Source organism: Streptomyces sp. NPDC040410, assembly GCF_055595715.1.
The window spans coordinates 876,990-890,850 of the sequence record NZ_JBVIVK010000001.1; the positions used below are offsets into that span (position 1 = coordinate 876,990).

The 13,861-nt window shown below is 69.7% G+C and carries 8 protein-coding genes; 3 read left to right on the plus strand and 5 right to left on the minus strand.

The features are described from left to right. Positions 1 to 36 precede the first annotated feature (36 nt). Together ACZ562_RS03970 and ACZ562_RS03975 are read right to left on the minus strand one after the other, a co-directional pair. Positions 37 to 1,566, minus strand: coding sequence for a hypothetical protein (locus tag ACZ562_RS03970; protein WP_471173890.1), 1,530 nt, complete (start codon positions 1,564 to 1,566; stop codon positions 37 to 39). A 41-nt stretch (positions 1,567 to 1,607) separates the two neighbouring features. Next, positions 1,608 to 3,098, minus strand: coding sequence for a hypothetical protein (locus tag ACZ562_RS03975; RefSeq protein WP_471173892.1), 1,491 nt, complete (start codon positions 3,096 to 3,098; stop codon positions 1,608 to 1,610). A 187-nt stretch (positions 3,099 to 3,285) separates the two neighbouring features. Here ACZ562_RS03975 and ACZ562_RS03980 point away from each other — a divergent pair, with 187 nt between their 5' ends. Continuing rightward, complete coding sequence (locus ACZ562_RS03980; protein ID WP_471173894.1) at positions 3,286 to 4,134, plus strand: endonuclease/exonuclease/phosphatase family protein; 849 nt, start codon at positions 3,286 to 3,288, stop codon at positions 4,132 to 4,134. Positions 4,135 to 4,288: 154 nt separating this feature from the next. On the opposite strand, the gene ACZ562_RS03985 is transcribed toward ACZ562_RS03980, so the two are convergent. Then, on the minus strand, positions 4,289 to 8,368 hold the full coding sequence (locus ACZ562_RS03985) for a bifunctional glycosyltransferase/CDP-glycerol:glycerophosphate glycerophosphotransferase (protein ID WP_471173896.1): 4,080 nt from the start codon (positions 8,366 to 8,368) through the stop codon (positions 4,289 to 4,291). Positions 8,369 to 8,670: 302 nt separating this feature from the next. After that, positions 8,671 to 9,786, minus strand: coding sequence for a PLL family lectin (locus ACZ562_RS03990; RefSeq protein WP_471173897.1), 1,116 nt, complete (start codon positions 9,784 to 9,786; stop codon positions 8,671 to 8,673). A gap of 332 nt (positions 9,787 to 10,118) precedes the next feature. Here ACZ562_RS03990 and ACZ562_RS03995 point away from each other — a divergent pair, with 332 nt between their 5' ends. Together ACZ562_RS03995 and ACZ562_RS04000 are read left to right on the plus strand one after the other, a co-directional pair. Continuing rightward, complete coding sequence (locus ACZ562_RS03995) at positions 10,119 to 11,225, plus strand: LCP family protein (RefSeq protein ID WP_471173899.1); 1,107 nt, start codon at positions 10,119 to 10,121, stop codon at positions 11,223 to 11,225. Between the two features lie 315 nt (positions 11,226 to 11,540). Further along, positions 11,541 to 11,924: a PIN domain-containing protein gene (locus tag ACZ562_RS04000; protein WP_471173900.1), complete on the plus strand. Its 384-nt coding sequence runs from the start codon at positions 11,541 to 11,543 to the stop codon at positions 11,922 to 11,924. A gap of 209 nt (positions 11,925 to 12,133) precedes the next feature. Here the strand turns inward: ACZ562_RS04000 and ACZ562_RS04005 are convergent, their stop codons facing one another. Continuing rightward, positions 12,134 to 13,651, minus strand: coding sequence for an amino acid permease (locus tag ACZ562_RS04005; RefSeq protein ID WP_471173902.1), 1,518 nt, complete (start codon positions 13,649 to 13,651; stop codon positions 12,134 to 12,136). Positions 13,652 to 13,861 lie beyond the last annotated feature (210 nt).

The window sequence follows — 13,861 nt, forward strand, 5'->3', positions numbered from 1 at the left end:
CTCCGCTTTCGGGCGGAGGCCCTCTCTCGTGCGTCCTCAGTGGTTCCCGCCGAAGTACGAGGCCGCCGGCGCCCCGGCCGACGCGTTCAGGACGGTGAAGGGGACCTGGGTCACCGGGGACTCGGCTCCGGAGGCGTCCACGGCGAAGACCTCGACGACGTGCATGCCCGCACTCCAGGCCCAGCCCGAGTCCCACGACCAGCTGCCGTTCGGGGCCACCGCGACGCCGCCCAGCAGCACGCCGTTCTCACGGAATCCGACCTGTGCGGCGCCCGCGGCCGCGCCCCGGAAGACCACGCGGGAATCCATCACCTGTTCGTGGGCCACCGGCTCCAGCACCATCGGCGCGGAGGAGCTCGGCCCGACCGTCGACAGCACAGGACCGCGCTCCATCACCGCGGTCCCGGTCCTTGCCGGCGCAGCAGCACTGCCGGGGCCGTCAACCGCCGTGAAGGACGTCTCGATCCGCTCGGACTGGTAGCCCGAAGCGGCCACTGCATAGAGCTTCACGGCGTGCTGGCCCTTGCTCCAGGGCCTGCCCAGCTCCCAGGACCAGCTGCCGTCGGCGGCCACGTCGGCCTGCCCCAGGTACTTGCCGTGTTCCCAGATGCTCACCCGGGCGGCACCGCGGGCGTGGCCCGCGAACCGTACGGCGTCCCGGTGCACTTCCTCCTGGTGCGCCGGTGCCGTCACCACGGGTGGCGGGAACTCCGCACCCCGGACCACCGATGTGGCGGAGAGGTAGGAGGCGATGGACGAGCGGTCGCGGTCGGGCTCCTCGTAGCCGTTGCGGACGAAGCCCAGGCGCGGGGCGATCCCGTCGATCAGGAAGTTGGCGATGCCCATGAGGAGGGGGACGTTGCGTCCTGTCACCTGCGTGTGATCGGCGATGTGCGGGGAGTCGCTGAAGACGAAGTTGAAGTTCTCGTAGGGCTGGAAGAGCCCCAGGAAGGGTTCCACCTGGACCGGGTACTGCTCGTCCTGGGCCGCGGAGACCAGATAGATGTTGGCCGTGCGGTTCGCGCCCGAGCGCAGCAGGTCGGGGATGAGCGCGTCCACGATCCGCACGTTCTCCTCCGGTACGCCCTCACCCAGCATGAAGCGGGCGGTGCCGGGGTGGGTGTCCCTGACATAGGTGCCGATCGAGATCTGCGGCGCGATGGCGACGATGTTCCGGAAGCCGTACTTCAGGCCGAGGTACAGAGCCGCGGTGCCGCCCTTGGCGCCGCCCCACAGGGTGACGGAGTCCGCGGTGAGGTCGAGGGCCCGCATCACGTTGGAGATGAGCGTGACGACGGACTGCTCCAGGGAGAAGTCCATCTCCCGGCACAGGTAGTAGCTGCGGTGGTCGTCGAACTTGTCCCGGATCCAGAGGATGTTGGCCCGGAGCTTGTCGAACACACCGTTGGACCAGCCGTAGTCGTCCTGCGCGCCGAAGTTGGCGAAGACGACGACCAGATGCCGGTTGCCCTGCTGGGCGTGGCTGAACCGGTACTCGACCGGGAACGTCCCGGAGGCCTCGATGCCGGCGATCGACTGCCGCCCGTTCTTGGGTGCTGGGGACATGTACGTCATCCACTCTCTGGTCTGCTGCGAAGTCGGGCGACTCAGTACCCGGCGGGTGCGGCACCCGCCGAGGTGTTCGTGACGGCGAAGGGCACAGCGGCCGCCGGGGACTCGGCCCCCGTCGCGTCCAACGCGAAGACCTCGACGGTGTGCATGCCCTCGACCCAGGGCCAGCCCGGTTCCCAGGACCAGCGGCCGTCGGGAGCGACCGCACACGCGCCGAGGATGACTCCGTTCTGCCGGAAGCCCACCTGGACGGCGCCCGCGGCGACGCCCGCGAACCCGACCTGCGTTCCCGGCAGCCGGCCGTACACCTCCGGCCGCTGCACCAGCGGCGCGGGGAGTCCGCCGGGGACCATCCCTGCCGTGAACCCGGCGTCCTGGCCCGTCCGCTGCGCCGTGACGTGCTCCGCGACCGTGAACTGCACGTCGGCGCGCCCGGACTGGTAGCCGTTCGGGTCGACGGCGAAGAGCCTCAGCAGGTGCTCGCCCGTGCTCCACGGGGTGTCGCGTTCCCAGGTCCAGCCGCCGTCCTCGCCGACGGGAGTCGAGGACAGATACGTGCCGTTCTCCCAGATGCTCACCCGGACCGCTCCGGGCGCATGGCCTGTGAAGCGGGCGCCCTTGACGGGCAGCAGGTCGTACGGCGCGGGCGCGGTCACGACCGGAGCGGCGAACGAACCCTGCACCACCGACGTCGACTTGAGCAAGGCGTTGATACCCGACCGGTCGGCGCCGGGCTCCTCGTAGCCGTGCCGGGTGAGACCGAGGCGCGGGGCGATGCCCTCGACGAGCAGATAGGCGATGCCCAGCAGCGCAGGCGTGTTGCGCTGGGTCACCTTTCCGTGGTCCGTGATGAACGGGGATTCGCTGAAGATGAAGTTGAAGTTCGCGTACCGCTGCAACAAGCCCAGAAAGGGCTCCACCTGGCTGTTGTACTGCTCGTCCTGCGGCGACGACACCATGTAGATGTTCGCGTCCGGGTTCGCCCCCGACGCCAGCAGGTCGGGCAGGATCGCGTCGAGGGCGCGGACGCCGTCGTCCGCCATCGCCTCGCCCAGCATGTGGCGGCCGGTGTCGGGGTACACGTCGCGCACGAACGTGCCGATCGCGATCTGCGGAACGCTGGCGACGATGTTCCGGAAGCCGTAACGCAGCCCGAAGTAGAGCGCCGCGCTGCCGCCCTTCGAGCTGCCCCACAGGGTGACGTCGGCGGGTGTCAGCCCGAGGGCCTTCACCACCTTCGAGATGAGCCCGATCACCGACCTCTCGACGGCGAAGTCCATGTCCTTGCACAGGTAGTAGGTGTTCCCGCCGTCGAACCGGTCACGGATCCAGAGGATGTTGGACCGGAGGTTGTCCAGGACGCCGGTGGCCCAGCCGTAGTCGTCCGGCGCGAAGATGTTGGCGAAGACGACCGTCAGGTGCCGGTTGCCGCTTCGCGCGTGGGAGAACCGGTACTCGACAGGGCAGCCACCGGAGGCGTCGATCCCCTTGATCACCTGGCGGTCCTTCGCGGGTGCTTTAGACATGGTGCGGTTCCACTCTCGTCGGGTGCTTCGGCATCGGGCGGGTGTGGTACCCCCGGTGGGACGAATGCCCGAGACAGGTTGATACGTCGGAACTTTGGTGTTCGTTCGGGTGATCGGCCATGATGTCGTGATGCTTCCGACACCCTCCCGGTCCGTGCCCGGCCCACGGCGACGTCGAGGACGCCGGGTGGCGGCCGCGGCGGTCGCCCTGCTGGGCCTTGCGACGGCGGTGACAGAGGCGCAGTCGTCGGGACCGACCCGGTCCTTCGCGTCGGGCCGTACGCTGACCGTGGCGACCTGGAACATGTGCGGTGTCCAGCAGTGGAACTGCGCGGGGAGCAGTGAGGTGAAGAAGCGGGAGCTGAAGCGCCTCGCCACCCGGGCCGGAGCCCAGGTCGTCCTGCTCCAGGAGGCCTGCGCCGGCGATGTCGAGGCGGTGCGCAAGGCGCTCGGCCGGAACTGGCACACGGCGTTCCGGGCCTACACCTCGCGTGACCGCGCCGGACACGTCAGGAACGTGCGGTGCGCCGGCTCCGGGCAGGGCTCCGCCGGTCTCGCGGTCCTCGCGGCGTACCCCTTGTCCGCCGTCACCGCGGTGCCCTCGCACCAGCCCTCCGTGGGCCTGCGGCGCGGCATCCTGTGCGCCTCGGTCGCCGCGCACGGCGTCCGCCTGTGCAATGCCCATCTGAGTCCGGCCGGCAGCGACCTGGTGCACCCCGACTGGGAGTTCCGCGACGAGCAGCTGAAGGCGCTGGTGGCCGCGGTGCCGACGCGGCGCACGGTGTACGGCGGTGACCTGAACGTGAATCCGCCGGGGGACGGCAACCCCGATTCGTGGGTGTGGCCTTCCGCGCCCTACACCGTCCACCGGGAGTGCGGCCAGCCCTCCGCGTCCTCTCGCTCGGGCCGGGAGACCCACGTCTCCGGCCACAAGCTGGACTACCTGTTCACCGGGTTGGTCCGGTCCCGGTGCACTGTGCACGACACCGGCGCCTCCGACCACCTCGCGCTGCTGGTCCGGGTGCGGACCGGCTGAGGGAACGCCGAAGGGGCGCTCGGTTCGCGGCCGCGGAGGGCGGGCGACGATGAGCGCCTCGGGCGTGCTCGGGGGTGGCGCGATCATTGAGCGCCGCGGCCGTTCGGCTCGTCCGGACACGAGCACCGCTCGCGCCGGGTGCCCTCGGGCCCGATCACCGGGACCACACGATCACGTCCCCAGTGACCCTGTCCTCGGCCGCCTGGACCCCCGAGGTCGGCACGAAAGGCTGGAACCGCGGCGCCGTCGGCTGCGGCACGTCGCTCCGCGGTACGCCCCGGGGATGAGCCTGGTCCACGGCCGCAGCCCCATGCCCCTGCCATGGCTGCACGTGTTCGTCGACCTGGCTCGGTAGCACAAGCGCGTTCGCCTGGTACGGGCCCGTCGTCCCGTACCCCTGCGGAACGCCCGTCGCTCCCTGTCCGGTGTGCGCGGGCCAGCCGGGGACCGCGCTCATCATGTCGTGGGCGCCGGCCGGTGTCTGTGCCGAGCTCTGCTGGGTGGCGAACCACTGCTGGGCGTTCCAGTGGATCGGCGTGAGCGCACGTCCCGTGTGGCGGTTGTCCACCGTGCCGACACCGGGTGCCCGGGCCTCCTCGGGCGCGAGGTCGCCGCCCACGACCAGCATCCGGTCCGCGAGCCGTGCCGAGGCATAGCCGTCGTCGAGGTCGCAGAACTCGCTCTGGAACCAGCGGTAGCGCTCGGCGTAGGTGTCCTGGATCCGGTCGATCTCACGGATCGCGGTCACGAGGTCCTCCGAGGTGTACACCAGGGGGCCGGGAGCGCTGCTCTGGAAGTCGAAGTAGAAGCCGCGCAGCGTGTCGCGGTAGTGGTCCAGGTCGTACGTGAAGAAGAGGATCGGACGTCCGGTGTTCACGTAGTCGAACATCAGGGACGAGTAGTCCGTGATCATCACGTCGGTGATCAGGGACAGGTCGGCCATGTCCGGGTAGTCGGAGACGTCGAAGACGAAGCCGTCGCCGGCTCCCGGTACCGGGTCGACCACGTTGGGGTGACGGCGGACCAGAAGCACGTGGTCGGCACCCAGCCGGGCACGGGCGTCCGCCAGGTCTATTCGGAAGTCGAGCTTGTACTTGCCGGGGGCGTAGAACTGGTCGTCGCGCCACGTCGGGGCGTACATGACGACGCGCTTGCCCTCCGGCAGGCCTATGCGGCGGCGGATCTCCTGCTCCCGCCGCTCCATACCGGGCAGGCGCAGGATGTCGTTGCGCGGGTAGCCGCACTCCACCATCTCGCCGGGGAAGCCGAAGGCGCGCTTCAGGATCGGCGTGGAGAAGCTGTTGGGCGAGACCAGCATGTCCCAGTTCTGCACCTCCTTCTCCACCCGCTCCAGGTAGCGCTGGTCGGCGAAGTGGATGGCCTCGATGTCGTGGCCGATCTTCTTCAGCGGGGTTCCGTGCCAGGTCTGCACGACGACCTGGCCGTCCCGCTTCTGGAACCAGTCAGGAAGGTGGTTGTTGGCGACGACGTACCGGCTGGTGGCGAGCGCCTCGTACCACTGAGGCGACCACATGCGCACGGGCGTCGCCGTGGGCGGCACCTCGACCTGGTCGTCGCGGACCACGAACAGGTGCTCGAGGTCGACGCCCCGACGCACCAACTCCTCGTGCAGGGCGCGGGGACTGTCCGAGTACTGGGTGCCCTTGAAGGCGTCGAAGACGATCGCCGGGCGCACCTTCTTCCGGCGCGCCGCCGGGTAGGCCTTCGTGCGCAGCAGCTTCTGGCGGTACGGGCCGCGGGCGTGGTCGGGCATGGCCGAGTGGACGAGGAGGGAGAGGCGGTCGTAGGCCTCGGCCTGGAGCTCGTACCGGCGCTCGTCCTCCTCGTACTCCTGCGGGAAGGAGCCGACGAGGTCCTGCTCGATCTTCACCATCAGGTCCTCGAGCCGGTCCTCTCGGGCGACCGCGGAGAGGTCCTGGCGGCGCAGGAAGAAGTCCCAGCGGCCGGCCGCGAGCGGGATGCCGCCGGCGAGCGTCCGCATGGCGGCGGGGGTCACGGCGCAGTGGAACCTGTTGCCGTCCCAGACGAGGGGAACGGGGCGTTCGGCCCCGTGGGCGCGCGAACGCACCACCAGGTGCGCGTCGCGGTACTCCTGCGCGGAGAGCCGGTCGGCGGCCAGGTAACGGCCGCTGAGCTCCAGCGAGCCGTCCTCCCGCCAGGCGAAGCCCGTCGCGGTGGGCAGGGTCGCACGCTCGAAGAGCACGAGGTAGCCCGAGCCGTTGCGGTGGACCACGACCTCCCGGTCACCCTCGCGGGTCTGCAGGGACGCGGGCATGCGGTAGTGCCCGTCCTGCGTCTCCTCCGCCATGACCGGATACATGGTCATCTTGCGGCCCTCGACGTGGAAGGTGGTCTTCCATCCGTTGCTGCCCATGCTCCAGGACTTCGGAATCTCCGAGCCGGCCTGCTTGTCGGCTCTGAACCCCGGCACCAGGACGCGCAGCGGAATGCGGGCCTTGAAGGTGCACCAGCCGTCGCCGCCGGGGGTGAAGTGCGCCCAGGCGTCGTGTCGCCCGGCCCCGCTCATGCTGGTGACTCTGAGCTTGCCCCACTCGGGAACCGTGGGTCCGAGGTAGACGCCGCGCAGCTCCAGTTGGCCGCCGGTCACCCGGTGGCCGGTGATGCGGCAGCGCACGGTCTCCACGCGTAGCTTGAGCTTGCCCTGCAGGAACACCGGAAGGACGCGGGTGTTCTTGTCGACGTACCGGTACGGCGGATTGGCGGCGGTTCCCGCGCCACCGCGGTCGATGCCCTTGTAGCGGAACAGGCCGCGGCTGAGGACGCCGGCCGCGACGTCCCAGGTGCCCTCGACCCACTGGCCCTTGCGCTTGAGCCGGGTCGTGTCGATACGGGCCTCGAAGCCCGCCCAGTCGTAGCAGTAACGATTCTGGTTGGAGTGTTCGGTGGCCTGCGGCGCATAGGTGGTCTTGGCCGTGGTGATCACCATTCGCCCCTGCTTCTTGTTCCGCAGGGCGATCGCCTTGACCGACATGTGCTTCTTGTGCACGTTGATGAAGCGGACGTAGGCGGCGCCCGTCAGTGTCAGCAGGTCTCCGTTCGTGCTCCAGCGCGCGCCGCTCAGCGACCCGTGCAGGGAGAACTCCTTGTCCAGCCGATAGGCCTTCTTGTCCAGTCCGACCTCACGGTCCCCCAGGAAGGGGTACTTGAGGTAGCGGCGGAACCGCCGCTGGACGGGCATCGGGCCGCCCTTGCGCTCGAACTCGATGACCTCCAGGAGCTCGGGCAGTCGCCAGTCGCGCACCAGCAGCCACTTCACACGGGCGTCCGCGGGCAGCTCGTCGATGATGGTGGGGTCTGCCTCGCCGAGGAACTCGTTGGCCCACCCCATGAAGGCCTGCTGGTACTCCTCGTCGGCGTCCGGCAGCACCTTCAGGTGCAGCATCAGGTCGGACTTCAGACAGGCGAGGTCGTACTTGCGCTTGCTGCCCTCGTACAGCTTGGAGCGCCGCTCGGCGAGGAAGCGGCTCACCGACTGCACGGCAGCGACCCGGTCGCGCAGGTTCGACAGCTCGGTGTGGCGCTGGGTGATCGAGGGGGCGGCGCCACCGTCCCGGCGGCGCCAGAAGTAGACGATGTCCGTGATGACGTCGACCTTGGCGGCACGGAAGTGGGCGTACATGTTGACCCAGGAGTCCTCGTACAGGACGCCCTCGGGGAACTCGATGTAGTGGTAGTCCCAGAAGGTCCGCCGGAACAGCTTGTTCCAGACGGTGCGGTCGTAGATCAGCGCGTCGAACTTCGTGATGTGGGTGCCGCGGCGGTTCTTCTGCATCGGGCCCTTGTGCAGCGGTGACTGCCACTTCTTGGTGGAGTTCATCATCTGCACGTTGCCCGAGACGAAGTCCGAGCCGGACTCCTCCAAGGTGCGGATCAGCAGCTCGTAGGCGTATTCGGGGATGACGTCGTCGCCGTCGACGAAGGCGAGGAACTCGCCCCGGGGGTGCATGGCGCGCAAACCGGTGTTGCGGGCATGGCCGGGCCCGTGCGCGTGCTGCCGGATCAGCCGGAAGCGCGGGTCCGCCGCGCAGAAGTCGGCCGCGATCCGGACGGAGCCGTCGGTGGAACCGTCGTCGACGAGGATCACCTCGAAGTCACGGAACGACTGGCGCGCGATCGATTCCAGACATTCGGCGAGGTAGACCTCGACATCCTGAAAGGGAACGACAACGCTCAGGCGCGGATGTTCCGCCAACTCATACTCCTACCAAGACATTTCACCCCCGGGAACACCGGCCAGCAACAGCTGGGTCCCCCTAGTCGGCGTACCCGGCCAGCCCCCTTGCCGCCTTGGCATCACACGCCTCTGCGGCCGCGGAATGAGCCCCCTCCACCGCGAGCCACAGGATCACCACATCTTATGTTGCCCTAACGAATGGTCAAGGGCCCTTAATGTGGCGTTCACCGCTTTGCCGGGAGTAAGTCCCCCTGCCGTCAAAGGAGATGCCGGCGCTTGAGACGCGCGTCACGCGGCCCATGTGCGCGAGGTCGCGGGGGTCAGAGCGTCTGCCAACGGGTGAGGGTGAGCCCGGTGCCGTCCTCCTGCCGGGCCACCTTCGGCATTCCGTCGGGGCCGATCAGGGCCATGACCACCCGCCCCGTGCCGTCCAAGGCAAGCGCCGGTGCGCCCTGGCAGGGCTCGGCAAGCGCGTACCACCAGAAACCGCCCGCCTCGTTCTCGGTTCCCCCCACGCCGAGCACGGCCGAACCGTCGCGGTCCCGGCAGGCGAGAGCGACACAGTCGTAGCCGTCCAACGACGTGCGCAGCACTGCGTACGGCAGCGCGGCCGGGGAGAAACCCAACGCGGTCGGCCAGCCACCCGCCCGCCATGCGCAGGCGCCACCGCTCTCGGCGTCCGTCCAGAAGAACGTGGCACGGTCCGGTCCGGTCTCGAGGGCGGCGACCGTACCCGGTGAGGGGCGCAGCGCGAAGCCCCGGGGCCCCGCGAAGTCGCCACCCGGCTCCAGTTGACGCCACACGAGCAAGCCCGTCTCCGCGGCGGCACAGACCTCGATCCGTCCTCCGGCCAGGACGACCGGCGCGGGCAGCACGTCCATGCCTCCGCCGCGCAGGTCCTCCCAGGCCTTCCACTTGCCGTTCGGGGCTTCCCGGCGCAGCATCAAGCCGCTGTGCGCGCCGCGCGCGAAGACGTGCACGGTGCCGTCCGGCGCGACCGCTCCGGTCGGCGGTCCCAGCTGCCTGCCCTGCTCCCGGTCCTGATGCGGGTTGCCGAGGGAGCGCCAGTCGGAGAAGGCGAGCCCCGTCTGGTACTGGATCGCGTGCACGACGTCCACACTTCGCGAACCGTCGGCACCGGTGCGCTCCCGGCGGCCGAGGAAGTGGACGTAGGCGTCGGCGCCCTGCACCACGGTCAGGTGGGTCAGCCCGGCCACGGCCACGAAGTGCGGCCCGCTCCACACGGGACCGCCGCGGGTGGTCTCCGTCCAGCGCAGCAGGCCGCCGCCGGTGGGTGCGTAGAGACTGAGCCGGCCGTCCTTGCCGAGGGTGAGCCAGCCGCCGTGGGCGGTCCCGGACGCGACGCGCCCCTGTTCCGTCGCGGTGGGAGCGACCGGGCGGGCGGCGCCCGCAGAGCCTGCCGACCTTCTCCGCATGGCCTGGTGCACCCTCCTGAAGCCCGCCGCAGCACGGCCATGGAAACCCTGAAATCCGGGACATCATATGCTGCTCGTTCACCAGTTCCCCTGACCTGCCACAGGGCTCGCACCGGTTGAGCCCCCCACTCGCCCGAGATCGACCACGTTGTGAACGAACGCCTCTTGTTCGGTTCGTGTCCACGTTTGCACCACGATCCGAACATGACCGACCCGAGATTTGTTTATAGTGCGGGATTGATCGGGCAATACACGGACCGGCCTCCCCCACCCGAGTCCTCAGACCGCAAGCACCGCCCTTCGGGGCACGACCAGCGAGGACTCGGACCAGGATGAGCCATGTCTCGACGCCCCAGCGCACCGACTCCGACGCGCCGTCCCGGCGCCGCGGCGGCCGTGGTCGCCAGCGCGAGCGTTCCGGGGGACGCCGTATAGGCCGGAAGATCCTGCTCGGTCTCGCCGTGCTCGTCGTGGCCGCCGCCGGCACCGGCTACTGGCTCTACAGCGACCTCGACGGCAACATCAAGGGCGTCGACCTCGACAAGGCGATCGGTGACGACCGGCCCGAGAAGCTGCCCACCTCCGGCCAGAACATCCTGATCCTGGGCTCCGACTCGCGCGCCGGCGCCAACGCCGAGCTGAAGACGGGGAACGTCTCCGGAGCGCGCTCCGACACCGCGCTGGTGATGCACATACCCGAGGGCCGTACCAAGGCCGTCGCCATCAGCATCCCCCGCGACACCCTGGTGACCCGCCCCGAGTGCAACAAGTCGGACGGCTCCACGGTGGCGTCCGCGGAGCGTGTGATGTTCAACTCCATCTACTCCCAGGTCGGTCCGGCCTGTGTGGTCAAGACCGTGGAGCAGATCTCCGGTGTCCGCATGGACCACTACGTCGAGATCGACTTCGCCGGCTTCAAGGGGCTCGTGGACGCGATCGGCGGCGTGACCGTCACCGTGGACCAGGACATCCACGACACGTCCAGCGGCCTCGACCTGACCGCCGGCACCCACAAGCTGGACGGCACCCAGTCCCTGCAGTTCGTACGTACCCGGCACGGCGTCGGCGACGGAAGCGACCTCGGCCGTATCACCCTCCAGCAGCAGTTCATGACCGCGCTGCTCTCCGAGATCAAGAAGCAGGACCTGCTGGGCAGCCCCACCAAGACCTACAAGATCGCCGACAGTCTGACCGAGGCCCTCACCACGGACTCCGACCTCGCCTCGCTCAAGGCGCTGTCCGACTTCGGCCGGAGCATGAACGGCGTCGACCCGGAGAACATGGAGACGATCATGCTCCCGGTCGAGTACGACAAGACCGACCCGAACCGCGTCGTCGCCGCCGAGCCGCTGGCGACGAAGCTGTGGAAGGCGATCCGCACCGACTCGGAGATCCCCGAGTCCGCGAAGAAGTCCCCTGCCACCGGCGGGACTTCCTGACGATCCGGGAGTCCGTCAGATCACCTGCCAGGCCGTGAGCGCCGGGCCCGGCCCCTCCTTGCGTCAGGTCAGGAGTACTTGGCCCGTGGACGGGGACGGGGCCGCCGCGACCACGCGGTCGGTCTCGTCCACCATGACGGACACGACGGCGTCGGCCGGCCGTGCTGGCCCGACACGGTCCACCGGGCACCGGCCGCCTCCTGTTCGGTGGGGCGCGGCGAAGGCGACCCGGCCGCTCGTCGAGCCGGATCACTTGTGCCGGGGCCGCCCCGTTCGCTCCGGATGGGGCGGCGACCGCCGTGCGACCCTTGTCCCATGGGCGACCTGCCAGCCGGGAATCCCCCGCTCCTTGTGATCGTCGATGCCGCGAACGTCGTCGGGTCGGTGCCCGACGGGTGGTGGCGCGACCGGCGTGGGGCCGCGGAGCGACTGCGGGACCGGCTGGCGGCCGACGGGGTGCAGGGGCACGAGGGCCCCGTGGAGATCGTCCTCGTGGTCGAGGGCGCGGCCCGTGGCGTGGAGTCCGCACCGGGCGTACGGGTCGTGTCGGCGCCCGGCAGCGGGGACGACCGCATGGTCGACCTGGTCGCCGAGGCCGGCGAGCGCCCCGTCCTGGTCGTCACGGCGGACCGTGAACTGCGGCGAAGAGTCGGCGAGTTGGGCGCGGAGGTGACGGGGCCACGGACAGTCCGGCCGTAGCACCCACGCGACGGCCCCACCCCCACCACAGCCGAGCCACCGGGTCGACCCACACACCCCCCACCACAGCCGGCCACACCGACCGGCCGACCCACCCCCGCCGCGTCGAGGCCGGCGGCCGTCCGGCTCGTCTGTCTGCGCCGTCACGGGCCGGACGGCCCCTTCGCCTCCGCCGTCGCGGGCCGTGCGGGGCCGGAGCGCAAGGAGTGTCACTCGTTCGTCTTCGGCCTGATCGCCTCGGCCGACGTGGTCTCCTCGTGTCGTCCGAGCCGGCTGTGGGAGCGGCCGTAGAGGAAGTAGACGAAGAAGCCGATGACCATCCAGATGCCGAAGCGCAGCCAGGTCTCGGCGGGCAGGTTGAGCATCAGCCACAGCGAGGCGAGGACCGACAGGATCGGCAGGACCGGCACCCACGGGGTGCGGAAGGACCGGGGCAGGTCGGGGCGGGTCCTGCGGAGGATGATCACGCCGATCGCGACGACCACGAAGGCGAAGAGCGTACCGATGTTCACCAGTTCGGCGAGTTCGCTGAGGCTGGTGAAGCCGGCGAGGATCGCGATGATCACGCCGAGCAGGATGGTCGGCCGGTGCGGGGTCTTGAACCGCGGGTGGACCTGGGAGAAGAACCGGGGCAGCAGTCCGTCGCGGCTCATCGCGAAGAAGACCCGGGTCTGGCCGAGCAGCAGGATCATGCAGACGGTGGTGAGGCCGACGGCGGCGCCGAAGCTGATGAAGCCCGCGAACCAGGGGTGCCCGGTTTCCTTGAACGCGTCGGCGAGCGGGGCGTCCACGGACAGCTTGGTGTAGTGCTGCATGCCGGTCACGACGATCGACACGGCGACGTACAGGATCGTGCAGATGAGGAGGGAGCCGAGGATGCCACGGGGCATGTCCCGCTGCGGGTTGCGGGTCTCCTCCGCGGCCGTGGCCACGACGTCGAAGCCGATGAAGGCGAAGAAGACGACGGAGGCGGCGGTGAAGATGCCCATCACACCGAAATTGGAGGGGGCCCAGCCGAACATCAGCTGGATGAGCGGGGACTGGAGACTCTCGCCGGCCTCCACGGTCTGCGCCTTCGGGATGAACGGGTCGTAGTTGTCGCCGATGATGAAGAAGGCGCCCGCGATGATCACGGTCAGGACGACCGTCACCTTGATGGCGACCACGACGGTGGTGATCCGCGCGGAGAGCTTCACGCCGACCACGAGGATGGCGGTGAGCACCAGGACGAGGGCGGCGGCGAGGATGTCGAAGCCGAAGCCGTCGGCTCCCTCTCTCCCGCTGAGCGCCTCAGGCAGGTGCCAGCCCGCGTTGTCGAGGAGCGAGGCGATGTAGCCGGACCAGCCGACGGCGACCACCGCGGTGCCGAGCGCGAATTCCAGGACCAGGTCCCAGCCGATGATCCAGGCGGGCAGTTCTCCGAGCGAGGCGTACGAGAACGTGTACGCGGAGCCCGCCACCGGAACCGTGGAGGCGAACTCCGCATAGCAGAGCGCGGCGAGCGCACAGGCGACGCCGGCCGCGACGAAGGCCAGGGCGACGGCGGGGCCGGCGTTGTTCTTGGCCACCGTGCCGGTCAGGACGAAGATGCCGGTGCCGATGATGACGCCGACGCCGAAGACGGTCAGGTCCAGCGCGGACAAGGATTTCTTGAGCGCGTGCTCTGGCTCCTCGGTATCGAGGATGGACTGCTCGACCTTCTTCGTCCGGAAGAGGGTGCTGCTCACGGGCGTACCTCCCACGCTTGTCGTCCTCGACATGATCGAGAGGGGGCTTCCGGGCCCAGCCCTGCCGTCACATTCCCGCCTGCCTCGCGACGCCGTGCACGCACTCTCGCCACACCGGGCCCGGGGGGGGGGGGGGGGGGGGGGGGGGGGGGGGGGGGGGGGGGGGGGGGGAGGCGGGGGGGGGGGGGGGAGGGAGAATCCCCCACGAGG

Bases quoted from the DNA above. Each gene is read 5' to 3' on its own strand.
- ACZ562_RS03970 (WP_471173890.1), bottom strand. From the start codon at position 1,566: ATGTCCCCAGCACCCAAGAACGGGCGGCAGTCGATCGCCGGCATCGAG.
- ACZ562_RS03975 (WP_471173892.1), bottom strand. From the start codon at position 3,098: ATGTCTAAAGCACCCGCGAAGGACCGCCAGGTGATCAAGGGGATCGAC.
- ACZ562_RS03990 (WP_471173897.1), bottom strand. From the start codon at position 9,786: ATGCGGAGAAGGTCGGCAGGCTCTGCGGGCGCCGCCCGCCCGGTCGCT.
- ACZ562_RS03995 (WP_471173899.1), top strand. From the start codon at position 10,119: ATGAGCCATGTCTCGACGCCCCAGCGCACCGACTCCGACGCGCCGTCC.
- ACZ562_RS04000 (WP_471173900.1), top strand. From the start codon at position 11,541: ATGGGCGACCTGCCAGCCGGGAATCCCCCGCTCCTTGTGATCGTCGAT.